Origin of the sequence: Bradyrhizobium liaoningense (assembly GCF_018130955.1) — a bacterium.
In the GTDB taxonomy this organism is placed as follows: Bacteria; Pseudomonadota; Alphaproteobacteria; order Rhizobiales; family Xanthobacteraceae; genus Bradyrhizobium; species Bradyrhizobium liaoningense_C.
This window is the reverse complement of record NZ_JAFCJM010000016.1, coordinates 74,964-99,105: the sequence shown is the minus strand read 5'-3', so window position 1 is coordinate 99,105 and position 24,142 is coordinate 74,964. Positions and strand designations below refer to the sequence as shown.

Annotated in this window: 20 protein-coding genes and 1 pseudogene; 9 read left to right on the top strand and 12 right to left on the bottom strand. The window is 63.9% G+C overall.

What is annotated here, in order from left to right:
• Positions 1 to 155 precede the first annotated feature (155 nt).
• From parE to JQ632_RS16095, 6 genes are all read left to right on the top strand, one after another.
• On the top strand, positions 156 to 2,210 hold the full coding sequence (gene parE / locus JQ632_RS16120; RefSeq protein ID WP_212403560.1) for a DNA topoisomerase IV subunit B: 2,055 nt from the start codon (positions 156 to 158) through the stop codon (positions 2,208 to 2,210).
• 248 nt (positions 2,211 to 2,458) lie between these two features.
• Positions 2,459 to 3,241 (top strand): outer membrane protein, encoded by a 783-nt coding sequence (locus tag JQ632_RS16115; RefSeq protein ID WP_212403559.1) that lies wholly within the window; start codon positions 2,459 to 2,461, stop codon positions 3,239 to 3,241.
• 115 nt (positions 3,242 to 3,356) lie between these two features.
• Complete coding sequence (locus JQ632_RS16110; RefSeq protein ID WP_212403558.1) at positions 3,357 to 3,974, top strand: outer membrane protein; 618 nt, start codon at positions 3,357 to 3,359, stop codon at positions 3,972 to 3,974.
• A gap of 246 nt (positions 3,975 to 4,220) precedes the next feature.
• Positions 4,221 to 5,753 carry an outer membrane protein gene (locus JQ632_RS16105; RefSeq protein ID WP_212403557.1) on the top strand — a complete coding sequence of 511 codons (1,533 nt, stop codon included), beginning with the start codon at positions 4,221 to 4,223 and terminating at the stop codon, positions 5,751 to 5,753.
• Between the two features lie 241 nt (positions 5,754 to 5,994).
• Positions 5,995 to 6,180, top strand: a complete 186-nt coding sequence (locus JQ632_RS16100; protein WP_140976478.1) for a hypothetical protein — start codon at positions 5,995 to 5,997, stop codon at positions 6,178 to 6,180.
• Between the two features lie 20 nt (positions 6,181 to 6,200).
• The gene (locus JQ632_RS16095; RefSeq protein WP_212403556.1) at positions 6,201 to 6,971 is read left to right on the top strand and encodes an SDR family NAD(P)-dependent oxidoreductase; all 771 of its coding nucleotides are present in this window, start codon (positions 6,201 to 6,203) and stop codon (positions 6,969 to 6,971) included.
• A gap of 82 nt (positions 6,972 to 7,053) precedes the next feature.
• Here the strand turns inward: JQ632_RS16095 and JQ632_RS16090 are convergent, their stop codons facing one another.
• The 3 genes from JQ632_RS16090 to JQ632_RS16080 all read right to left on the bottom strand — a co-directional run bounded on the left by JQ632_RS16090 (position 7,054) and on the right by JQ632_RS16080 (position 11,061).
• Positions 7,054 to 7,827, bottom strand: a complete 774-nt coding sequence (locus tag JQ632_RS16090; protein ID WP_212403555.1) for an outer membrane protein — start codon at positions 7,825 to 7,827, stop codon at positions 7,054 to 7,056.
• Positions 7,828 to 8,008: 181 nt separating this feature from the next.
• Positions 8,009 to 9,265 carry an FAD-dependent oxidoreductase gene (locus JQ632_RS16085; protein WP_212403554.1) on the bottom strand — a complete coding sequence of 419 codons (1,257 nt, stop codon included), beginning with the start codon at positions 9,263 to 9,265 and terminating at the stop codon, positions 8,009 to 8,011.
• Positions 9,266 to 9,504: 239 nt separating this feature from the next.
• A complete protein-coding gene (locus JQ632_RS16080) occupies positions 9,505 to 11,061 on the bottom strand; it encodes a caspase domain-containing protein (RefSeq protein ID WP_409363488.1) in 1,557 nt (518 codons plus the stop codon).
• A 185-nt stretch (positions 11,062 to 11,246) separates the two neighbouring features.
• Here JQ632_RS16080 and JQ632_RS16075 point away from each other — a divergent pair, with 185 nt between their 5' ends.
• The 3 genes from JQ632_RS16075 to JQ632_RS16065 all read left to right on the top strand — a co-directional run bounded on the left by JQ632_RS16075 (position 11,247) and on the right by JQ632_RS16065 (position 15,200).
• Positions 11,247 to 12,203, top strand: coding sequence for a helix-turn-helix domain-containing protein (locus tag JQ632_RS16075; protein WP_212403553.1), 957 nt, complete (start codon positions 11,247 to 11,249; stop codon positions 12,201 to 12,203).
• 273 nt (positions 12,204 to 12,476) lie between these two features.
• Positions 12,477 to 14,015, top strand: a complete 1,539-nt coding sequence (locus JQ632_RS16070; protein WP_212403552.1) for a DEAD/DEAH box helicase — start codon at positions 12,477 to 12,479, stop codon at positions 14,013 to 14,015.
• Positions 14,016 to 14,132: 117 nt separating this feature from the next.
• Positions 14,133 to 15,200 carry a GGDEF domain-containing protein gene (locus tag JQ632_RS16065; RefSeq protein ID WP_212403551.1) on the top strand — a complete coding sequence of 356 codons (1,068 nt, stop codon included), beginning with the start codon at positions 14,133 to 14,135 and terminating at the stop codon, positions 15,198 to 15,200.
• A gap of 127 nt (positions 15,201 to 15,327) precedes the next feature.
• Here the strand turns inward: JQ632_RS16065 and JQ632_RS16060 are convergent.
• The 9 genes and pseudogenes from JQ632_RS16060 to JQ632_RS16020 all read right to left on the bottom strand — a co-directional run bounded on the left by JQ632_RS16060 (position 15,328) and on the right by JQ632_RS16020 (position 24,141).
• Positions 15,328 to 15,746, bottom strand: a pseudogene (locus tag JQ632_RS16060) (TfoX/Sxy family protein).
• Positions 15,747 to 15,931: 185 nt separating this feature from the next.
• Positions 15,932 to 16,327: an iron-sulfur cluster assembly accessory protein gene (locus JQ632_RS16055; RefSeq protein WP_212403550.1), complete on the bottom strand. Its 396-nt coding sequence runs from the start codon at positions 16,325 to 16,327 to the stop codon at positions 15,932 to 15,934.
• Between the two features lie 72 nt (positions 16,328 to 16,399).
• The gene (locus JQ632_RS16050) at positions 16,400 to 16,771 is read right to left on the bottom strand and encodes an SUF system Fe-S cluster assembly protein (protein ID WP_212403549.1); all 372 of its coding nucleotides are present in this window, start codon (positions 16,769 to 16,771) and stop codon (positions 16,400 to 16,402) included.
• Positions 16,768 to 18,015: a cysteine desulfurase gene (locus tag JQ632_RS16045; RefSeq protein WP_212403548.1), complete on the bottom strand. Its 1,248-nt coding sequence runs from the start codon at positions 18,013 to 18,015 to the stop codon at positions 16,768 to 16,770. The genes JQ632_RS16050 and JQ632_RS16045 overlap by 4 nt, the downstream gene beginning before the upstream one ends.
• Positions 18,012 to 19,319, bottom strand: coding sequence for a Fe-S cluster assembly protein SufD (gene sufD, locus JQ632_RS16040; protein WP_212403547.1), 1,308 nt, complete (start codon positions 19,317 to 19,319; stop codon positions 18,012 to 18,014). The genes JQ632_RS16045 and sufD overlap by 4 nt, the downstream gene beginning before the upstream one ends.
• Positions 19,320 to 19,331: 12 nt before the next feature.
• Positions 19,332 to 20,084 (bottom strand): Fe-S cluster assembly ATPase SufC, encoded by a 753-nt coding sequence (gene sufC, locus JQ632_RS16035; RefSeq protein WP_212403546.1) that lies wholly within the window; start codon positions 20,082 to 20,084, stop codon positions 19,332 to 19,334.
• A 62-nt stretch (positions 20,085 to 20,146) separates the two neighbouring features.
• On the bottom strand, positions 20,147 to 21,643 hold the full coding sequence (gene sufB / locus JQ632_RS16030; RefSeq protein ID WP_212403545.1) for a Fe-S cluster assembly protein SufB: 1,497 nt from the start codon (positions 21,641 to 21,643) through the stop codon (positions 20,147 to 20,149).
• Between the two features lie 113 nt (positions 21,644 to 21,756).
• The gene (locus JQ632_RS16025) at positions 21,757 to 22,896 is read right to left on the bottom strand and encodes a cysteine desulfurase family protein (protein WP_212403544.1); all 1,140 of its coding nucleotides are present in this window, start codon (positions 22,894 to 22,896) and stop codon (positions 21,757 to 21,759) included.
• A 51-nt stretch (positions 22,897 to 22,947) separates the two neighbouring features.
• Positions 22,948 to 24,141 carry an acyltransferase family protein gene (locus tag JQ632_RS16020; RefSeq protein WP_212403543.1) on the bottom strand — a complete coding sequence of 398 codons (1,194 nt, stop codon included), beginning with the start codon at positions 24,139 to 24,141 and terminating at the stop codon, positions 22,948 to 22,950.
• Between the last annotated feature and the right edge of the window lies 1 nt (position 24,142).

The following is a 24,142-nucleotide window of genomic DNA, read 5'->3' as shown; positions in this document are numbered from 1 at the left end:
GACGGGATTTCGGGCGTGCCGTGCGTAAATTCGCCGGGATTGACCCGCAACGACGCCGGTCTTGTGCCCGCTACGGTCACCTTTTCAGCCCAACCATGGCATAGTCGGCCTAATCGATTCGCCGTCGCGGCGCCGCTCCAGCTACATCAAGACAAATGTCCAAGCCATTGAAAAAGCCTTCGAAATCAAAAGACACCGACCTCTTCGAGGGCACCGAGCCGAAATCGCGCGCGCCCCTCAAGGTGGCCTCCCGCGGAACCGGCGGCGAGGCCGACTACACTGCGGCCGACATTGAGGTGCTCGAGGGTCTGGAGCCGGTGCGGCGCCGGCCGGGCATGTATATTGGCGGCACCGATGAGAAGGCGCTGCACCACCTCTTTGCCGAAGTGATCGACAACTCGATGGACGAGGCGCTCGCCGGACACGCGACCTTCATCGGGGTCGAGCTGAGCGCGGACGGATTTCTGACCGTCACCGACAACGGCCGCGGCATTCCGGTCGACCCGCATCCAAAGTTCCCGAAGAAGTCGGCGCTCGAAGTCATCATGTGCACGCTGCATTCGGGCGGCAAGTTCGACAGCAAGGTTTATGAAACCTCGGGCGGTCTGCACGGCGTCGGCATCTCCGTGGTGAACGCGCTGTCCTCGCGCCTCGAGGTCGAGGTCGCGCGCAGCCAAAAACTCTATCGCATGACGTTCGAGCGCGGCCATCCCAAGGGCAAGCTCGAGGACCTCGGCAAGATCAACAACCGCCGCGGCACGCGCGTGCGCTTCAGGCCGGACACCGACATCTTTGGCGCCAAGGCCGCGTTCAAGCCGCAGCGCCTGTTCAAGATGACGCGCTCCAAGGCCTATCTGTTCGGCGGCGTCGAGATCCGCTGGAATTGTGCGCCCGAATTGCTCAAAGGCATCGAGGACGTGCCGGCCGAGGCGACATTCCACTTCCCCGGCGGCTTGAAGGATTATCTGGCTGCCGCAATCCATGCCGACACGCTGGTGCATCCCGACATCTTCTCCGGCAAGTCGGGCCGCAACGGCGCGCATGGCGCCTGCGAATGGGCTGTTGCGTGGACGGCGGATGCCGACGGTTTCCTCTCCTCCTACACCAACACGGTGCCGACGCCGGACGGCGGCACGCACGAATCCGGTCTGCGCAGCGCCCTGCTGCGCGGCCTCAAGGATCACGCCGAGCGCGTCGGCCAAGGCAAGCGCGCAGCCTCCGTCACCTCCGAAGACGTCATGGTGGGCGCGGCCGTGATGCTCTCGGTGTTCGTGCGCGAGCCGGAATTCCAGGGCCAGACCAAGGACCGCCTCGCCACGGCCGAAGCCCAGCGCATCGTCGAACAGGCGATGAAGGATCCGTTCGATCATTGGCTCTCCGGCAATCCAAACATGGCCAACCGGCTTTTGGATTTCGTGATCGACCGCGCCGAGGAGCGCCTGCGCCGGCGGCAGGAGAAGGAAACCGCGCGCAAGACCGCGGGCAAGAAACTGCGCCTGCCGGGCAAGCTCGCCGACTGCACCGACGCCGGCACCGTAGGTTCGGAACTCTTCATCGTCGAAGGCGACTCGGCCGGCGGCAGCGCCAAGCAGGCGCGTGATCGCAAGACGCAAGCCGTGCTGCCCTTGCGTGGCAAGATCCTCAACGTGGCGTCTGCCGGCAAGGACAAGCTGACGGCGAACGCCCAGCTTAGCGACCTCGTGCAGGCGATCGGTTCCGGCACGCTCGCGCAATATCGCGAAGAGGATCTGCGCTACCAGCGCATCATCATCATGACCGACGCCGACGTCGACGGCGCCCACATCGCCTCACTGCTGATCACCTTCTTCTACCGGCAGATGCCGCGGCTGATCGACGAGGGTCACCTCTTCCTGGCGGTGCCGCCGCTCTACAAGCTCACCCACGGCTCCAAATCGGTCTACGCCCGCGACGACGCCCACAAGGAGGCGTTGCTCAAGAGCGAATTCAACGCCAACGCCAAGGTCGAGGTGAACCGCTTCAAAGGCCTCGGCGAGATGATGCCGGCGCAGCTCAAGGAAACCACCATGGACCCGAGCAAGCGGACGCTGCTCAAGGTGGTCCTGCTGGCCGATGACCGCGACACCACGGCCGATTCGGTGGAACGCCTGATGGGCACCAAGGCGGAGGCACGATTCGCCTTCATCTCGGACAAAGCCGAGTTCGCGAGCGAAGAGATGCTCGACGTCTGACGCGGGACGGCGGTGCCGGGAGCCATTCCCGGCGCTGCAAAACCCGACTAAATAATTGATATTGAAGCAAGATATTTCATTGCCGTTATGGACGCCAAGGGTGTGTCCTCCGTACAACTGCGGAGCGTTTTCCGCTTGGTGTGCCCGTCCCGCAACAGCTTTTCGACCGGAAACGTCTATAGTTCCGGCATCAGATGACTGGACTTAAGTGCGCTCGCGCCTGCCAAACCAAGGTTGGGGATTTCAAGATGAAGAAGATTTTGCTTGCTCTGACCGCGGTTGCGGCAATGACTGGCTCGGCCTCGGCCGCCGACCTCGCCGCGCGGCCCTACGCGAAGGCCCCGATGCCGGCGCCCGTAGCGAACTGGACCGGCTTCTACATCTTCGGTGGCGCCGGCGGCGGCATCTCGGCCTCTGACCAGAGCATTCTGGATACGGCGACCGGCACGCCGCTGACGATCACGCAGCGCCAGGGCGGCTCGGGATGGTTTGGCACCGTCGGCCTCGGCTATGACTGGCAGTTCAGCGGTACCTGGGTTGCGGGCGTGTTCGCCGACGGCCAGTTCGGCAGCATCCGCTCGACCGTTCAGGATCCGATCGCGGGCATCACCGGCAGCCAGAAGCTGCAGGACTCCTGGGCCGCTGGTGTTCGCCTCGGCTGGCTGGTTGCCCCGAACGTTCTTTCCTACGTCAACGGCGGTTACTCGGGCGCCCACTTCGGTAGCACCAGCTTCACCGACCTGGCTGGCGCTCCTGCCGGTATCCACCTCAACGGCTACAATCGCAACGGCTGGTTCATCGGCGGCGGCGTCGAGAACAACCTGAACATTTTCGGCATCACTGCCCCCGGCTGGTTCATGAAGACCGAATATCGTTCCGCTTTCTACAACCAGAAGACCCAGAACGAGTTGGTCGACGGCACCAACGTCCTGGTTGGCCGCGACATCCGCGCCAATTCCTGGAACCAGACGGTTTCGACCTCGCTGGTCTATCGCTTCAACTGGAGCGGTCCGGTCGTCGCGAAGTACTGATCCGACCTCGATCTCAAACGTCAAAAAGCCCCGGCATCGTCCGGGGCTTTTTTCGTTATCTGCGCCAGTCCTGCCTGTTGCACCCCTTCATCCGGCCTTACTCAGAATCCCGGCAATGACACCCAACGCCCGATTGCGGCGTCGTAGACGACACGCCACCCTCCGGACTGTGACTGATCGGCTACAGCAATCTTCCTGGAACCCGTTAAGTGTTCAGGGCGGCTGCGACTACCAGTTCAACAACTGGGTGATCGGCGCTTTCGCCGACTATGACTTCATGGATGTGCACGGTGACCTGAGCACGGCCGGTGGCCCACTCTACGGACAGCAGAAGCAAGATTGGCAGTGGGCGGTCGGCGGTCGTGTTGGCTACCTAGTCTTGCCCCAATTGTTGACCTACGTCTCGGGCGGCTACACCCAGGGCCACTGGAAATCGACCGATTTTACCCAAGCCGGAGCCGCGATCCCCACCCTCACGGCACCTGGCTTCACCAAAGGAGGCTGGTTCATCGGCACCGGCGACGAGTATGCTCTGACCAGCATCCTGCCGGGCCTGTTCTGGAAAACCGAGTACCGCTATTCGGAGTTCGACCGAGCGACCGTTAACCCAGTCCTTTTCGGCACCACTACGTCAGCCGGTTTCTCTACCGACCAGAAGATCCGCGAGCACAGCGTGCGCAGCGAGCTGGTCTACCGCTTCAACTGGGGCGCCCCCCTGGTCGCGAAGTACTGATCCGACCTTCCGTCTCTGACAATCGGAAAGCCCCGGCATCGTCCGGGGCTTTTTCGTTGCGGGTTGGAAGCCGCAGTTCCGGTGTTGCAGGGTGCGGGCGCGTCCCGGCTGGCGGACGAGTCCGGGTGCGTCGCGACAGGCCGTGCGAGCGGGTTGCGTATGTGACCGACTGGCAACAGCCTTTGCGTTGGAACTCGCATATTGAACGAGCAGGGATTCACGCTGGATTCGAGGCTCGGAATCGAAATGAAGAAGTTGGTGATTGTGCTTGCAGCCGTCGCCGCAGGATCGGGCGCGGCGACCGCGGCCGATCTCGCGGCCAAGACCTACGTGAAGGCCCCTGCCTTGGCGCCGAGCGCAAACTGGACCGGGTTCTACGTCTTCGGCGGAGCTGGCGGCGGGCTCTGGAACGCTGACAGCAACGCAGTGACGTCGCCGGGTGGACTGGCGCTCACACGCGACCAGCGGCTCGGTGGCACCGGCTGGTTCGGCACCGTCGGTCTCGGCTATGATTGGCAGGTCACGCCGACCTGGGTCGCCGGCGTTTTCGCGGATGGACAGTTTGGCGACATCCACGGCTCCATCGCCGATCCAGCGCGCTTCACCGAAGGCACGGAAAAACTTCGCACAAGCTACGCAGCGGGCGTGCGGCTGGGAACTCTGGTCGCCCCCAACGTGCTCTCTTACGTCAATGCCGGCTACTCCGGTTCGGAATGGTCGGGCAGCACGTTCATGGGTCTGCCCCCTGGCGGCGGCGGCTTTGCCACATTCACGACGCTATCCTTCCGTCGTAGCGGATGGTTTGTCGGAGGCGGCGTGGAGAACAGCCTGAACATCTTCGGGGTCGCAGCGCCCGGCTGGTTCATGAAAACTGAGTATCGTTCGGCCTATTACGATCGCGCCACTCTGCCCGAAACGTTTACCCCGGCGTTTGGCGGCGCTCCAACGGGCAACGCGGCGACCTTCAAGCCATGGGTCCAGACTGTCAGCACGTCGCTGGTCTATCGGTTCAACGACATGGGCACCGCGGCGGCCGCGGGCTCTCCCACGCACCTCTACGCCAAGGCGCCCAGCCTCGCAGCAGGTCCGAACTGGACCGGCTTCCACGTCTTTGGCGGCGGCGGCGGCGGTATCTGGAATGCTGACAGCGGCGTGGTGAACCCACCCATTGGCGTGGTGGTGCGTGACCAGCGCCTCGGCGGCAATGGCTGGTTCGGGACCGTCGGCCTGGGCTACGACAGGCAGTTCAACAGCACCTGGGTCGCAGGTGTGTTCGCCGACGCCCAGTTCGGCAATCTCAAAGGTTCGATCAGCGATCCGAACTTCATCGGCCGGATCACCGAGGGTCAGGAAAGGCTTCGCACCAGCTACGCTGCGGGCGTGCGGCTTGGCTATCTCGTCGCGCCGAACGTGCTGTCCTACGTCAACGCCGGCTATTCGGGATCGGATTGGTCGGGCGCAAGCCACTCCAGCCTGGAGAACGCGATCGGTCTCGTGGACGTCGTCACGACGCCGTCGTTCCACCGCAATGGCTGGTTCGTCGGCGGCGGTGTCGAGAACAGCCTCAACATTCTCGGCGTCTCCGCGCCGGGCTGGTTCATGAAGACCGAATACCGCTCGGCGTTCTATGACCGAGTCGAGTTGCCCGCCTCTTTCGGTCCCGCCTTCGGTGGCGGCCCGACCGGCGATGTCGTGACGTTCAAGCCGTGGGTGCAGACCATCAGCACCTCGCTGGTCTATCGCTTCAACTCGACCAGCCCGGTCGTCGCCAAGTACTGATAAAGGTACTGACCCAAGCACCGATACCGGACCGATCCCGATCCGGAAATGAAGCCCGAGGGCCCCGGCAACGTCCGGGGCTTTCGCGTTTTCAGACTGGAGCACTGACGCCATTGTATCCGCACCGGAGCTACGGATAGTCTGCGCTCCAGGTTTTCGCGGCACGGCCGGCCATGAATGAGTGGCGATTCCGCACCGCGACAGAACAGACCTTGGACAAAAAGAGCTTGGGGGAGGACACATGCGCAGATTTCTGCTGATCGCAGGCCTGTTCGCGCTCGCCATAGGCCTGCTCTGGATCGGACAAGGCACGGGCACGTTTCCCTGGCCCCGATCGAGCTTCATGATCGCGCAACTGCAATGGGCCGGCTATGGCGCCGCCATGGCCGGCTTCGGACTGGTGCTGATCTGGCAAGCAACAACTTAAGAACAAAAGGGAATGACAGCATGACATCCAGCTCGTTCGATCTCCGCGGCAAGGTCGCGATCGTCACCGGCGGCAATGGCGGCATCGGGCTCGGCATGGCCCACGGGCTCGCCGACGCCGGCGCCAACGTCGCCGTGGTCGGACGCAACGAAGCCAAATCCGCAGCGGCGGTCGCGGACCTCAAGCAGCGTGGCGTCAGGGCGATGGCGGTGACGACCGACGTGACCGACAAGACGGCGGTCGCCGCGATGGTCGATCGCGTCGGAAGCGAGCTCGGCCGGATCGACATCCTCATCAACAATGCCGGCATGAGCATCCGCAAGCCGCCGCACGAGCTCGAGCTCGACGAATGGAACAAGGTGATCGACACCAACCTCACCAGCGCGTTCGTGTGCTCGAAACTGGCCTATCCGGCGTTGAAGGCATCCGGGAATGGCAAGGTGATCAATATCGGCTCGATGATGTCGATCTTCGGCGCGAGCTTCGCGACGGCCTATGCGGCGAGCAAGGGCGGCATCGTGCAGTACACGCGCGCCTGCGCCAATGCCTGGGCGCCCGACAACATCCAGGTCAACGCCATTTTGCCGGGCTGGATCGACACCGACCTCACCCGCGGCGCCCGCCAGCAGGTCACAGGGCTGCACGAGCGCGTGCTCGCGCGTACGCCCGCGGGCCGCTGGGGCCACATTGACGATTTTGCCGGCATTGCGGTGTTCCTGGCCTCATCAGCCTCGAACTTCGTCACCGGCACCGCGATCCCCGTCGACGGCGGTTTTTCCGTGATGGCCTGAGGTCGCCTCGCCCAAGAAAAAAGGCCCCGGACGATGCCGGGGCCTTCAGTTGTTGGCAGTGACCAGACTTCTTCAGAAAATCTCAGTAACGCGCGATGACCGGTGCATCGAACTTGTAGCTCGCGCGGACCACGGCCCACTGAATGTCGCGGGGCTTTGCGTCGAACGCGTAGGTGCCCGCCGCCGTGCCGGCGAGCTGGTAGGTCTGGCTGACGAAAGCGGCGTAGTTGTACTCGACGCCGACGATCCAGTTGCGGGTGACGCCGTATTCCCAGCCGGCACCGACAGTCCAGCCGTTGGCCCAGTGCGTCTGACCGCCCGAGCCGGTCGCCGGAACATTGTCGACGACCGAGAGACGATTGTTCGCGCCGGCATAGCCGCCCTTGGCGTAGAACAGGTTGTTGTTCACGGCGAAGCCGGCGCGACCGACGATCGTCGCCAGCACGTTCGTGCGCCAGCTAAACTGGTCGTCGAGGCCAAGGCCGAACACCGTGTTGTTCACGGTACCGCGGTTGTCGAGCCCGGAGATCGTCCCTTCGAGGCCGAACACGAAGTTGCTGGCCTGCCAATTGTAGCCGATCTGCGCGCCACCCATGATGCCGGAGCCGCGCTGACGGAAACCCTCACCCGGACCGAGGTCGCCGAACAGCGTCGTGTTGGCGCTGTTGATCCACTGCTGGTTGGTCCAGGCGCCGCCGATGTGACCGCCGACATAGAAACCGGTCCAGTTGAATAGCGGCTCGGCGTAGAGCGGCGCCTTCGCGTAAGGCCGCGCGGCGAGATCGGCGGCGGAGGCAGCGCCGCTTGTGACGAGCGCGGTCGTGCAGGCGAAGGCAGCAATCAACTTGGTACGCATGGTACACCCCTTATCCTCAGATGGGCGCACGCTCACAGACAGTTCTTACTCAAATTTGAATCAAGAAAGTTAAGCGGCGAGATCGGCGACACGCGCGCTTCGAATCCGTTTGCGCTGTTGCACGCACGCAACGCACGGCGCGGATCTTAACGCGCCGTTATCCCTACCGAAGTGCAGCTTGTCAGGGCATGCTCGCGATCGGCGAATGCACGTGCTCCGGCCGCACGCCGAGCGCGATGAAGCGTGCAGGAATTCCCTGCAGCCAGGGCAGCGCGGTGATCAGGCGCACCACGAGCGGAACCTTCAACGGCTCGTTGCCGGACTTGAGCGCGCCGCTGATGATGTTGTTCTGCACGACCATTTGCATGCGTTGCGTCATCTTCACCGGAAATTCGCGGCGGCGCCGTACAGCGTCGAGCTCGTCTTCGGACGGACAGCCGGTCCTGATCTTGTCGCTGAGCAAATTGGCGGTCGCGACCGCATCCTGCACGGCGAGATTGACGCCGACACCGCCGACCGGCGACATCGCATGCGCGGCGTCGCCGATGCACAGGAGCCCCGGCTGCGTCCAACGCTTCAGGCGATTGATCGCAACGGTCAGCAGCTTGACGTCGTCCCAGCTCTTGACCTCGGCAATTCCGGATTTGAGGATCGGCGCCATGCGGACGACGTCGTCGAGCATGGATTGAAGTCCCCTCGCCTTCACCGTCTCGTATTGCCCCTTGGCGATGACATAGGCGCATTGCCAGTAATCACCGCGATCGAAGGTGATCATCATCTTGCCGGGCTCGACGCGGGCGAACACGTTCTCGGTCTCGTCGCCCTTGCGGGCTGCGCGAAACCACAACACGTCCATCGGCGCTCCGATCTCCTCGACCGCGAGGCCGGCCCGCGCGCGCACCGTCGAATGACGGCCGTCGCAGGCGATGGTGAGGTCGGCCTCGATATCGATGGGCCCGTCCGGCGTACTCGCGCGCACGCCGGCAATCACATCGCCGCGGCGGATCAGGTCGACGGCCTCCGTGCTCATCATGACCTTGAGCGAGGAAAAGCGCTGGCCCCGTTCGCGCAAAAAATTCAAAAAATCCCATTGCGGCATGAAGGCGATGAACGGGTATTTTGTGTCGAGCCGGGCGAGGTCGGCGATCCGCACCGGCGTGCCGCCAAACATGCCGTCCATCTTCTGCAGGCGCTGATGCGGCAGCTTCAGGAAGCCGTCGATCAGGCCGAGCTCGTCCATCACCTGAAGCGTCGAGGGATGCACGGTATCGCCGCGAAAGTCGCGGAAGAAATCCGCATGCTTCTCCAGCACCACGACGTCGACGCCGGCGCGCCCCAGGAGATAGCCGAGCATCATGCCGGCCGGCCCGCCGCCGACAACGCAGCAGCGGACTTTTATGGAGCGCGTGGCGGGGTGCCGTTCTGATGTTGCATCCATGATCCGGCTCTGTGGATTGATCTTCGACGAGAATTGTAGCGCCAGTCTACATCGCGCGCAGCAGAGTCAACCCGTCATCCTGAGGCGCGAGCCGTGCGGTGCGCAGCATCGCGCGGCGAGCCTCGAAGGATGAACGGCCGGGATGCAGCCGGGCCGCTCACCCTTCGAGGCCTCCGCTACGCTCCGGCACCTCAGGATGACGGGGGTAGTTCACTCAAGGTTCAGGCAGGTGCGCGCACTCAATTATTGCTGCGGTTCGCCGAGCGAAAACTCTTGATTTCGGAGACGCTGCCGTCGCGATAGGTCAGCTCGACCGAGATGAACTGCGTCGAGGGCGCGAGCTTCTGGTAGAGCGCGGCGTTGTGGGGGATAGCGCTGGGGTCCCGCATGTCGCAGGGCGGCATGGGGAGGACCTGGTTGGGGACCGCGCTGTCGATGCCGATCCTCACCTCGCGGATTGCGCAGCGATACGACACCAGATGCGACCAGTAGACCAGCAGCCCGTTGAACTGGCGGAACGACAGCCAGCTATTCGACGTCATGTCGAGGATCTTGCGCTGATCGCGGATCAGGGCGGCCTCGGGGTCGAACTTGATCGGGAACGGCCCCTGCATGTCGCCGGAGGCGTCGACATAGCGCACCTGGATGGTTGCGGCCTGCGCGTCGGCAGGCAGCTCGATCGACGGATTGGGCATGCGCTTGCGCGTGCGCGAGTCCAGCGTGTCGAGGAAACCGGTCTCGCGGAAGTCGCCGCTCTCGCCGATGCGCCAGGAAATGCCGAGCGTCGGATCGGCGATCGAGAACACCACGGTCCAGCCGCCATTGTGGCGCGAGAACATCGCGATCGGCGCGTTGAGGGATTCTTCCTTCGGCGGCTTCAGCGGCGCGACCGGCGGCAAGGCTGCGACCTTCATCGGCGCGTCGGCTGGCCGCGCGTTGGCATTCGAATTCGATGCAGGCGTATCCGATGCCACCTTGTCCGGTGCAGGCTTGGCGGTGCCGGTCAGAAAGACGTCGTCGACCATCTGGTCGAAATAGACCGGCACCTGCTTGTGCTTCACGGTGTCGGCCAGTTCGCTGACCGTCCTGCGGGTATGCTGCGCCACCTGCACGAGATTGACACCGGGCTGCAGCAGCTCCTTGGCAAAGGTGCGCGTGAACACCGAATTGGGATTGGCGTCGTCGTTGGAGAGGCGATCGAGCGCAGTCTGGCGCGGACCTGCCGAGAATACCGAGAACACGCCTTCGGGCAGTTGCACCATCGGCGCCAGTCCGCCGCCACCGGCGACCGCGCGCGTGCCGGCGCGCTCGAACGGATTGTTGCGGCAGGCGTCGAACACCAGGATCGAGGTGCGCGCCTTCTTGTTCTGGAGACGCTCGACAATGCGGTCGGCGAGAATGGAGGAGTCGCGCACCAGCTCCTCCTGGCCTTCGGTCGCCGCCGGCACATCGGTCGGCAGCAGGTAGTTCTGCCCTGCGATCTCAAAACCATGGCCGGCGTAGAAGAAGAACGCAGTGTCGCCTGGCTCGATCGCCTTGTCGAAGGCGAGCAGCGTCTCGGCGAATTGCTGGCGGTTCTGGTTCTCCGCCACCATCACGGCAAAGCCGAGCTGGCGGAGCGTGTCGCCCATGGTGCGGGCGTCGTTCACGGCCTTCAGCAGCTTTGGGACATTCCTGTACTCGTTGTTGCCGACGACAAGCGCGACGCGCTTTGCGGCCTCTGCGGGAACCGCTGATGCCATCAGGCTGGCTGCAACGCCCAATGCCGCCAAGATTCTGGAAAGCCGATGCATCATCGCAAGTATCCCGTCGCAGGAGGGTTTTGCGGTCCTGCCGCCGCTGATGTGATAGTCGGTTGAGCCATATCCGCGGTTCAAAAGCCACCCCGGCGCCCCTCCGGGGGCGCCTTTCAGCATCTTAACTGGCGGGTTCGGCCGGAATCTGCTGTGTTTGACACGATAGCTGTTTATCGAGGTCCTTCGTGTATTCCTGGTGTACCGACGAGGTTGAGCCGCACGACCGCTTCGACTATTGGCGCGAGGTGCGCGCCAAGGGGCTGTTCGGGGTCACCGCTGAACTCGAGCGCGAACAGCGGGCGGACTTCTTCGGCGAGTTCTCGCTGCGCCGGGTCGGCGAAGCCGGCCTGGTTGAGCTCAGGGCATCACCCTACCGCGTCGAGCGGAGCGAGGCCGACATCGCGGATGCGCCGGGGGATAGCATCTGTATCTATCAGCAACTCGGCGGCGGCGGCTGGTTCGGCGGCCTGCCCGGCGATGACTTCACCATCGACAGCGGCCGCTTCGCGACGAGCCACACCGACCTGCCCTATCGCACGGCGCCGCTTGGTAACGCGGGGTTTCACCTGCGCATCCTGAAAATCCCCGCCGCGCACGTCCCTGCGCTGGCAAGGCAGCTCCGCGGCCTCACGGCGAAGACGTTTACGGACGGTTCACTGGCGCCGTTGCTGAACTCCTGCTTCACCGATCTCGTCGAGGGCACCGGCACTGAGGATCATGCCGTGCCGCAAGTGCAGGCCCTGGCGCAACTCGCGCTGATCGAGCGCGGCGTCGTCAACCGGGCCAGCCGCCGCGGGCAGTTCGCGCTGCGGATCGGCCGCCTGTCGCTGGCGCGGCGGCTGATCGCGCGCCATCTGGCAAACCCGGAACTGTCGCCCGCCATGGTGGCGGGCATGCTCGGCGTCTCCGTCCGCCACATGCACATGCTGTTCGAAATGGCGGACAGGAGCTTCTCCCATACCGTGACCGAGGCGCGCCTGAAGCACAGCCGCCGTCTACTGGTCGAGGCGCCGGAGCGGCTGATTGCCGACATCGCCTTTGCCAGCGGCTTCGAGAGCCTGGCGACCTTCTACCGGGCGTTCAACTCGGCTTTTGGCATGGCGCCGGGCGATTTCCGGAACCAGGGAACGGTGTCGGCCTAGACCTTTGCAAGCCCGAAAAGCCGTACTTCGCCCGCAATTTGAGCAAAAACCTTAGGGTTTTAAGGGCCTTCCCGCGCCTGCTCCATTGACTTTGGCCGATTCCCCCCTATGTTCCGGGGCGACGCGGCTCGGTATCGAAAAGCGATTCCTGAGCTTGGCGCTTTGTTCGCGTAAGTCAGCACCCCCAGCTTCTTTGAGAGCGCGCCGTTTCGGGGTGAAACGCGACAGCCTTATTACCCTCGATTCCGAACGGCGGTTTCGACCAGAGGCTCAATGTCCTTTTCCCATCTCGGACTATCCGAAAAAGTCCTCGCCGCAGTGGCGGCCACCGGTTACACCACCCCTACCCCCATCCAGGAACAGGCGATCCCCCACGTCCTCGCACGCAAGGATGTGCTCGGAATTGCCCAGACCGGCACCGGCAAGACCGCAGCCTTTGTGCTGCCGATGCTCACCATCCTAGAAAAGGGTCGCGCCCGCGCACGCATGCCGCGCACGCTGATCCTCGAGCCGACCCGCGAGCTCGCGGCACAGGTCAAAGAGAATTTTGACCGCTACGGCGCCGGCCAGAAACTCAACGTCGCCCTCCTGATCGGCGGTGTTTCCTTCGGCGACCAGGACGCCAAATTGACGCGCGGCGTCGACGTTCTGATCGCCACCCCCGGCCGCCTGCTCGACCATACCGAGCGCGGCGGCCTCCTGCTCACCGGCGTCGAACTGCTCGTCATCGACGAAGCCGACCGCATGCTGGACATGGGCTTCATCCCCGACATCGAGCGCATCTGCAAGCTCGTCCCCTTCACGCGGCAGACCCTGTTCTTCACCGCGACCATGCCGCCGGAAATCCGGCGCATCACCGAGGCCTTCCTGCACAATCCGCAGAAGGTCGAGGTCTCCAAGCCCGCAACGACCGCCGTGACCGTCACGCAATCGCAGGTGCCCGCGGGCCGCGAGGCGCACGAGAAGCGCGAATTGCTCCGCCGCCTTCTGCGCGAGGCGAAGGATCTCAAGAACGCGATTATCTTCTGCAATCGCAAACGCGAAGTCGCCATCGTCCACAAATCGCTCCAGAAGCACGGGTTCAGCGTCGGCGCTCTGCACGGCGACATGGATCAGCCGGCCCGCATGGCGGCGCTGGAGCAGTTCCGCAAGGGTGAGCTTCCGCTGCTGGTCGCCTCCGACGTCGCCGCCCGCGGCCTCGACATTCCCGAGGTCAGCCACGTCTTCAATTTCGACGTCCCCCACCATCCCGACGACTACGTCCATCGCGTCGGCCGCACTGGCCGCGCCGGCCGCACCGGCACCGCGATCTCGATGGTCACGCCGCTCGACCAGAAGTCGATGGCCGCAATCGAAAAGCTGATCGGCCAAAGCATTCCGCGCGCCGAGGGCGATTACGAAGTCCGCAGCGAAGGCGACGAATCGACCGAGCGGCCGCGCGAAGCGCGCGGCGGCCGGGAACGCTCCCGCGGCGGTCGCGGCAGGTCGCAGCGCGGACAGGATCGTGAACGCAGCCAAGAATCGCGTGAGCGTGGTCACGAGCCTCGCGAACGCACGCGCGAGCCACGTGAGCAGCGCAGCCACGAACCGCGTGAACAGCGCAGCCAGGAGGCGCGCGAGCGTAGTCACGAGCCCAGGCATGCGTCCGATGGGCGCAAGGCTTCGCGTCCGCAGGCCGACACGTCGCGCGTGCCGTCGATCGGTCGGCCCGAACCGCGCCGCTCGCAGCGCCCGGTCGACACCGAGCCCGGCGATCATTCGCATCTTCCGGCGTTTCTGCTGCGCCCCGTTCGCACACCCGCAGGGGCGTAATTTGGAAACGGCCGTTGGCCGTATATTTACGGGTCGTTCACAATCGTCCTTTAGCCTGAGACCATAATTTAAGCATTGCAGCGGCCGGGTGAAACCGACCGCCGTGGGGAATGTTCAGTGGTCAAGGCGCTCGAAGAACACGAACGCACGATGGCGTTTGCCGAAGTGGCACTTGGCCAGATTCGCTCGCTCCGGCAGACTGCAATCCCCCGCAACTACGAGATCTGGTACGTCTACGCGACCGGATACAACGCCCCCCTCAACAAGATCATCAACGAGACGCTGGCGCGCAACGGCAAGCTGACCGAAGCCGATCTCGAGCAGATCTACGAGACCTATCTTTCCCACATCAAGACCACCGACCGCATCGACAAGGTCGGCGCGCGCGTCATCGGCGAGATCGACGACGTGATGAAGCTGCTTGGCGAGGCGCTCGGCATGTCCGCCGTCTACGACGCGAGCCTCTCGGGCGCGACGCAGAAACTGTCCGCGGCCAAGGGCGCCGAGCAGGTCAAGGCGATCGTGGAGACGCTGATCCAGTCGACGCGCGAGATGCGCGAGACCAACAAGGCGCTTGAAGACCGGCTGACGCTGTCGAAGAACGAGATCAGCAATCTCCAGCAGAGCCTCGAGGCGATCCGCGCCGAGAGCCTGACCGACCCGCTCACCGGCCTCGGCAACCGCAAATATTTCGATCGCATGATCGGCATGGCCGTGCAGAACGCGCTCGCCGGCGGCGAGCCGCTGTCGCTGCTGCTGTTCGACATCGACCATTTCAAGTCGTTCAACGATTCCTACGGCCACCTCACCGGCGACCAGGTGCTGCGGCTCGTCGGCCTGTCGTTGAAGCAGACCATCAAGGGCCAGGACATCACCGCGCGTTACGGCGGCGAGGAGTTCGCGGTGGTGCTGCCCAACACCGCGCTGCGCCAGGCGCTCACGGTTGCCGATCACATCCGCCGTGCCGTGATGGCGAAGGAATTGAAGAAGAAGTCGACCGGCGAGATCCTCGGCCGCGTCACCATCTCGGTCGGCGTCTCCATGTTGAAGGAAGGCGACGACACCTATTCGCTGATCGAGCGGGCCGACGCCTGCCTCTACGCCGCCAAGCGCAACGGCCGCAACCGCGTGATCTGCGAAGCCGATCCGGAATACGTCGCCGAGACGCGCAGCCAGGTGGCGTGAGCCGCATTCACCGCTGTCATTCCGGGGCGCGCCACTTGGCGCGAGCCCGGAATCCATACTCACGATAGTGGTTATGGATTCCGGGCACGCGGCTTTGCCGCGCCCCGGAATGACGATGTTGAGAGACCTATGCTTTCCGCTTGGCGCGCTTGCGAACCGCGGCCTTCTTGGCCAGCTTCTTCACCGGCGCTTTCTTCGCAGGCTTCGCCGCCTTCTTTGCTTTCTTGGGCCGCTTCTTCACCTTGGCGCGCTGCGCGGCAGCGAGCGCTGCCCGCGCCCATTGCGCGAGCTCCTCGGAATCGTCGAACAGGCGCGCCGGCAATTGCCAGTAGGAATTGACCGTCACCGTCTCTGGTACTGGAACGGTCGCGAGCCCTCGGCCTCGAAGCTCGGGATGGTCACCTCATCGGCGCGCAAGTACAGGCCGGCACGCAGCGACAGCGCAAAGTTGGTGCCGTCGGCGGAGATGCCGTAGCCGGAAAACATCTTTCGGATGGTGACGGGGCCGAAATCGGCGAACAGGTCGATCAGGAATTCGCGGTCCATGGCCCGGCTCTCTCCACATGGTCGTCCTGGCGAAAGCCAGGACCCATGACCACAGGAAGGAGTTTAGCGAAGACTGCTGGCCATACCACACCACACGGTACTGCCATCTCCCGCCATCGAGAGATCACGCGGTATGGGTCCTGGCTTTCGCCAGGACGACAGCGGAGTGAAATGCGAGAGCCGGCCTAGCCGTCGATCTTGGCCGGCTTCAATTCCACGGACTCGCCGCAGCCGCAGGCGGAGATCTGGTTGGGATTGTTGAAGACGAACTGCGCCGACATCTTGTCGACCTTGTAGTCCATCTCGGTGCCGAGCAGGAACAGCACGGCCTTGGGATCGACCAGGATCTTGACGCCCTTGTCCTCGACGACCTCGTCGGTCGGACGGATGTCGTGGGCGTATTCGACCGTGTAGGACTGGCCGGCGCAGCCGCCGTTCTTCACGCCGACGCGCAAACCCACGATCTCGGAATCGGCGCGCTTGGTGAGCTCGTTGATGCGCTGCGCCGCGGCGTCAGTCAGCCGCATGACCTGCGGTCGCGGCCGCTTCGGCTTGACGGGAGCTGATGTTACCTGGGTCATGTTACCTATGTGGTCCGTTCAGATGCGAATTCAATCCAGCAAATCAGATGCCAACGCCTGTCCCACCCACACTCACCACATGTTGAGCACGAGGCGCGCCTCGTCGCTCATCCGCTCCGGCGACCAGGCCGGCTCCCAAACCACCTTGACGTCGACAACGCCGACGCCGGGGACGCTGGCAACCGCGTTCTCGACCATGGTCGGCAATTCGCCGGCAGCCGGACAGTTCGGGGTCGTCAGCGTCATCAGCACGTCGACGGAGCGATCGTCCTTGATCTCGACCTTGTAGATCAGGCCAAGCTCGTAGATGTCGGCCGGGATTTCCGGATCGAACACGGTCTTGAGCCCTGCGATGATCTCGCGCGACAGCCGCTCGGTTTCCTCCGGCGGCAGCGCCGAATGCGTTTCCATCGGATTGGCTTTGACTTCGGCCGTATCGGTCATGCGAACAAATCCCGCGCTTTCAAGAGCGCCTGCACCAGATGGTCGACTTCTTCCCGTGTATTATACATGCCGAAGGACGCCCGGCACGTCGCGGTGACATTGAACCGCTCTAAAAGCGGCATCACGCAATGGGTCCCGGCGCGCACCGCGATGCCCTGGCGGTCGATCACGGTGGCGACGTCATGGGCATGCGCCCCCTTCAGCTCGAAGGAGATCACCGGCCCCTTGCCCCGCGCAGTGCCGATCAGCCGCAGCGAGTTGATCTCGCGCAGACGGTCCTGGGCATAGGTCAGGAGATCGTGCTCATGCGCGGCGATGCGCTCCTTGCCGATCGAATTGACGTAGTCGATCGCCGCGCCCAGGCCGACCGCCTCGACGATCGCCGGCGTGCCGGCCTCGAACTTGTGCGGGGGATCGCCATAGGTGACGACGTCACGGGAGACCTCGCGGATCATCTCGCCGCCGCCATTATAGGGGCGCATCGCGACCAGGAGATCGTGCTTGGCGTAGAGCACGCCGATGCCGGTCGGGCCGTAAACCTTGTGACCAGTGAAAACGTAGAAATCAGCGTCGATGTCCTGCACGTCGACCGGCAGATGCACCGCGCCCTGGCTGCCGTCGACCAAGACGGGAATGCCGCGGGCATGGGCAATCTTCACGACGTCCTTGACCGGAACGATGGTGCCGAGCGCGTTCGACATCTGTGTGATCGCGACCAGCTTGGTCTTCGGGCTCAAGAGCTTCTCGAACTCGTCGATCAGGAAATTGCCCTCGTCGTCGACCGGCGCCCACTTGATCACCGCGCCATGACGCTCCCTGAGGAAGTGCCAGGGCACGATGTTGGAATGGTGCTCCATGATCGAGAGCACGATCTCGTCGCCCGCCTTGATATTGGGCTCGCCCCAGGACGAGGCGACGAGGTTGATCGCCTCGGTCGCATTGCGGGTGAAGATGATCTCTTCGGTCCGCCCAGCGTTGAGGAACTGCGCCACCTTGGCGCGGCCGCCCTCATAGGCTTCGGTCGCGGCGTTGGCGAGGTAATGCAGGCCGCGATGCACGTTGGCGTATTCGCTCGTATAGGCCTGCGTCATGCGGTCGAGCACTGCTGACGGCTTCTGCGCAGATGCCGCGTTGTCGAGATAGACCAGTGGCTTGCCGTAGACCTGCATGGCGAGCGCCGGAAAATCCTGGCGCACGCGGGCGACGTCGTAAGCGCCGTTCTTGACTGCGGGATGCGTGCTCATGACCGCCGCTCCAGCCAACGCTCGGCCACGCCGACCACATGCGCGCGCAGATCGTCGTCGGCGATCTGCTCGATCGCCTCGCCGACGAACGCCTGGATCAGCAGCGCCTGGGCGTCCTTCTCGGGCAGGCCGCGGGCGCGCAAATAGAACAGCAGCGTGTCGTCAAGCGCACCGGCGGTGGCGCCATGGCCGCAGGAGACGTCGTCGGCAAAGATCTCGAGCTCGGGCTTGTTGTCGGCCTCGGCTTCATCCGAGAGCAAGAGCGCCCGGGTCATCATCTTGCCGTCGGTCTTCTGCGCGTCGGGGCGGACGATGATGCGGCCCTGAAACACCGAATGGGCGCGATCGTCAATCACCGCACGGAAGATCTCGCGGCTCGTGCAGCTCGGCACGGCGTGGTCGACGACCAGCGTCAGGTCGCCATGCTCGGTCTTCTTGAGCAGGTTCACGCCGTTGATGGCGAGCTCGCTGCCCTCGCCCGCCAGGGTGATAAGCCCCTGGAGACGGCTGACGGCACCTCCGGTCGTCATGTTGAAGAAATTCAGTTTTGTATTCGCGCCGACGGTCACGAAGTGCGATGTGATGTTCACCGCGTCAGCCGCATCGTCCATCAGGCGGATATGCGCGACGTCGGCGTTATCGCCGATCGAAACGATGACGGCATCGTTGACCTGGTAGGCTTGTGCGCCGGCCGCCACAAAACTCTCGATGATGGTGGCACGGACGCCCTTCCCGATCCGCACCTGCGAGCGGGTGAACGCCGAGGCCGAGGCCGCGGTCGCGACATGGATGATCTGGACCGGCGCGGACAGTTGCACGCCGTCGGCGATCTCAAGCACGACGCCGTCGGTTGCCATCGCCGCGTTCAGCGAGATCACCGCATCGGTCGAAGCGGTCTCAAGGATATCGCCGGCATCCTTCTCCAGCGTTTCGCGCAGCGTCTTGACGCTGACCCCGGGGGCGATCGCCTTGACGTCGGACAGATCGGCCGCGAAGACGCCATCCGCCAGCACCAGCCGGCAGGCGCCTGCAATCGCGTGAGCCTTGACCGCGTCGGCGGCCTTCGACAGCGCAGTCGCATCGGGGCTGGTCGCCAGCGGCAGCACCTCGCCGACCAGCGCGCGCAGATCGGTGTATTTCCATTCCTCGATCCGGCGATGCGGCAAGCCGAGACGCTCATAGGTCTCAAACGCCTGGCGGCGCGCCGCAGATATCGCGGGCGAACCCGGCAGCCGGCCTTCAGCACTGGCGAAGAGATCGCTCACCGCGCGGCTGCTCCCGGTCTTGGCCAAAGCAACGTTCATCCCAAATATCCCTTACGCGGCGTCCTCGAACTGGGTGTAACCGGAGGCTTCCAGCTCCAGCGCCAGGTCCTTGCCGCCGCTCTTCACCACGCGGCCCCTGGACATCACGTGCACGAAATCGGGCACGATGTAGTTGAGCAGCCGCTGATAGTGGGTGATGACCACCATCGCGCGCTTGGGCGAGCGCAACGCGTTGACGCCGTCGGCCGCAATGCGCAGCGCGTCGATGTCGAGGCCCGAATCCATCTCGTCGAGGATGCACAGGCTCGGCTCGAACAGCGCCATCTGCAGCACCTCGTTGCGCTTCTTCTCGCCGCCGGAGAAGCCGACATTGACGCCGCGCTTGAGCATGTCCTGCGGGATGTTCAGCGACTTCGAGACCTCGCGGACCTTCTTGAGAAAATCCGGCGTCGAATATTCACTCTCGCCGCGCGCCTTGCGCTGCGCGTTGAGCGCGGTGCGCAGGAAGGTCATGGTGGCAACGCCGGGGATCTCGACCGGGTACTGGAACGCCAGGAACACGCCCTTGGCGGCGCGCTCATCGGGATCCATCTCCAGCAGGTCCTCGCCCCTGAACAGGATCTGGCCGTCGGTGACCTCATAACCGGGCTTGCCGGCGATGACGTGCGAGAGCGTCGACTTGCCGGAGCCGTTCGGCCCCATGATCGCGTGCACCTCACCCTCGTTCACGGTCAGAGTCAGCCCGTGGAGAATCTCGCGCTCCTCGACACGGACTTTCAGGTCTTTCACTTCAAGCAAAGCCATCTTGGTTTCCAGTCTATTCAAACGATGCATGGAGCGCCGAAGCGCACCGCGAGGGCCGGCAATTAACCGACCGACCCTTCCAGCGAGATCGAGATCAGCTTCTGCGCTTCCACCGCGAACTCCATCGGGAGCTGCTGGAGCACGTCCTTGACGAAGCCGTTGACGACGAGGCCGACGGCCTCCTCCTGGGAGAGGCCGCGCTGGATGCAGTAGAACAGCACGTCCTCGGAGATCTTTGAGGTCGTCGCCTCGTGCTCGAAGGTGGCCGAGGAATTTTTCGCCTCGATGTACGGCACGGTGTGCGCGCCGCATTTGTCGCCGATCAGTAGCGAGTCGCAGGCGGTGAAGTTGCGCGCGCCGGTCGCTTTCCGATGCGCGGTGACGAGACCGCGATAGGTGTTTTGCGACTTGCCGGCGGCGATGCCCTTGGAAATGATCCGGCTCGACGTGTTCTTGCCGAGATGGATCATCTTGGTGCCGCTATCGACCTGCTGAAAACCGTTCGAGATCGCGATCGAGTAGAACTCGCCGCGCGAATTGTCGCCACGGAGAATGCAGCTCGGATACTTCCATGTGATCGCCGAACCCGTTTCGACCTGGGTCCATGAGATCTTGGAATTGGCACCGCGGCAGTCGCCACGCTTGGTGACGAAATTGTAGATGCCGCCCTTGCCCTCGGAGTTGCCCGGATACCAGTTCTGCACCGTCGAATATTTGATCTCGGCGTCGTCATGCGCCACGAGCTCGACGACCGCGGCATGGAGCTGGTTCTCGTCGCGCTGCGGCGCGGTGCAGCCTTCGAGATAGGAGACGTAGGAACCCTTGTCGGCGATGATCAGCGTGCGCTCGAACTGGCCGGTGTTGCGCTCGTTGATCCGGAAATAGGTCGACAGCTCCATCGGGCAGCGCACGCCCGGCGGCACGTAGACGAACGAGCCGTCGGAGAACACCGCCGAGTTCAGCGTCGCATAGAAATTGTCCGAGGTCGGCACCACGCTGCCGAGATATTTTTGCACCAGCTCGGGATGCTCGCGGATCGCCTCCGAGATCGGCATGAAGATCACGCCGGCCTTCTTCAGCTCGGCCTTGAAGGTGGTCGCAACCGAGACCGAGTCGAAGACCGCATCGACCGCGATCTTGCGCTGGGCCGGGTCCTGCTCGCCGGGCTTCGGCTCGACGCCCTCGAGCATCGCGACTTCGCGCAGGGGGATGCCGAGCTTCTCGTAGGTCTTGAGAATCTCCGGATCGATCTCGTCGAGCGAGGTGACCGTCTTCTTCGGCTTCGGCGCCGCGTAATAATAGAGGTCCTGGAAGTCGATCTTGGGATAGTCGACACGCGCCCAGGTCGGCTCCGTCATGGTGAGCCAGCGACGATAGGCCTCGAGCCGCCACTGCAGCATCCAGGCCGGTTCGTTCTTCTTCTGCGAGATGAATTTTACGATCTCTTCCGACAGCCCCTTGGGGGCTTTCTCGGAGTCGATCAGGGTCTCAAACCCATAACGATACTGGTCGACGTCGATGCGCTTTACGCGCTCGACCGTCTCTTGTACGGCTGGCATCCATTCCTCCGCTCGCGGTTTCAAGGACCGCGGTGGATCAAACTCGAACGACTTCTACGATGTTTTTTCGCGGAAAGCACGCCCTTAGAACCGTTCTGGCCGTGTTTCGTCGCTCATGTCTTAAGTAGGGTATTACCGAGCTTTCGCCAAGCCTCCAGGGCCAGATTGATGTCCGCCTCCTGCGTGGACCAGCCCAGACTGAGGCGCACCGCTCCCTGCGCCGTCTGGGGATCGAGCCCCATGGCCGAAAGCACATGAGATGGCTGGACTTTTCCGGAGGAACAGGCCGAGCCCGAGGACACCGCAATCCCTTCCAGATCGAAGCCGATCACGGCGGTTTCGGCCTTCAGGCCAGGCGCAGTAAACAGCGTGGTATTCGGCAACCGGTCCACGGTATCAGAAAATACAGTTGTCCCGGCCATTTCGCGCAAGCCGTTTTCCAAGCGATTCCGAAGACTTGTGAGCCTGTTCGCATTCTCCGCCAAAGCCTCAATCGCGACCCGAACCGCCGCGCCAAATCCCGCAATGCCCCCGACATTCTCGGTTCCCGCCCGGCGACCGAGTTCCTGGCCCCCGCCCCTGAGCAGCGGTTCAAGCCCCGCGACGCCCTCCGCCACGACCAGCGCACCGATACCCTTGGGACCGCCGATCTTGTGTGCAGAGAAGGTCGCAAGATCAGCTCCTACAACCTTGATATTGAAGGGAATTTTTCCAAGCGCCTGGATCGCGTCGACGTGCAGCAGGCCGCCCGCCTCATGCACGATCGCGGCCGCTTCAGAAACGGGTTGAAGTGCGCCGGTCTCGTTGTTGGCCGCCATGATCGACACCAGCGCCGGCGGTCCGGAGCCAAGCAGCGCCCTCAGATGGTCGAGGTCGACGACCCCGGCGGGCGTCACCTTGACTAGGCTAACGGCGCCGGCCGGAAAACGCCCGCCCACCAGCACCGAGGCGTGCTCGATGGCCGACACCAGCAGCCGCTCGACGGGGCGGGTGTGGGCGCCGCGCAAGCCCGGCGACAGGGCCAGCGCATTGGCCTCGGTTCCCGCCGACGTGAAGATGACATTGCGCGGCAAGGCGCCGACCGCGCCTGCCAGGGCTGCCCGCGCCTCCTCGACTAGCCGCCGCGCCTCCTGACCCTCGGCATGGACAGACGAGGGATTGCCGACCAGCTCGTAGGCCGCGACCATCGCCATCAGCGCCTCGGGGCGCAGCGGCGTGGTCGCATTCCAGTCGAGATAGACGCGATTGGGCATGCCGCCCTCTTAGCACCTTTTGCTGCCGGTCCAATCGCAAGCCGGACCACATCAGGCCGGCTGCTGCTGCGCCAGTCCGGCCGAACGGCGCGGCTCCAGCCGCAGTCCAAACAGCGGCCGCAGCCAGGCGATCCGCCGCACGACCTCATAGGTGACGACGCAGGTGAGCGCCGTGCCGGCAATCACGATGGAGGCCTCGCTTCCCGCCGACAGGCCGCTATCCCCGAGCGCGTGTGCGATCACGATGATCGCGGTCTGATGCACGATGTAATAGGGAAGGATCGCGTCGGTCAGGTAGCGGCGCACGGGACCGTCGGCCATGAAGTGCCGTCGCGCAAAGCCGAGCACCGCGACCATGGCCAGCCATTGATAGCAACCATAGGCGGAGCTCGCGAACCACCTCAACATCTGCGACGGCGCAAACAGGCCGCCGCGAACCAGAATGAACACGACGAACAGCAATGCGGCTGTGGCCAGCGCGATCCAGCGCTGACGCTCGATGTCGCGCCAGATGCCGTCCTCGCTTGCCAGCAGGAAGCCGATCAGGAGCGCCGTCGCATAGTCTGCATGGTTGTACCAGTCGCCGAACAACGCATGCGTCGACGGGAAGGCCGGGTACAGGAACAGCCGCCAGGCCACGAACAACAGGCAGGGCAGGATCAGAACCCCAGGTCCTGTGAGCAGCGCGCCAAGCCGCAGACCCAGCCGATCGGCCAGCGCAGGCCACAGCCAGAGCACGCCGACCAGCGCTGTTGTGTAGACCCACAGATAGACCACGAACCAGAGATGGTTCCAGGTCGGCAGCACGATGCAGGGATTTGGGCAGAACTGCGAGCCGAACGCGAGATAGTGCCGGGTATAAAAATCGGCAAAGCCCGCTGGATAGCCGAGGGCTTCGACGATCTGGAGATAGGATTGCGGCGGCACGATCACGAGCATGCCGAAGACCAGGGGGATCAGGAGCCGCGCTGAGCGCGATCGAACGAAGGCGGCGAGCCGGTACTTGCGCAGCATGAAGCGGGTGGCGACGCCGGAGACCAGGAACAACAGCGACAGCCGCCACGGATTGAGGACCAGCATCAAGGGCTCGAGCCAGGTCAGCCGGTGCACGCTCTTGATGTGAAATCCCCAGGACACGTAGAGCATGCCGACGTGGTAGAAGATCAGCAGCCCGAAGGCTAAAATTCTCACCCAATCGAGATCGATGCGCCGTTCCGAGGCAGGGAGTTGCTGCGGTGTTGACATG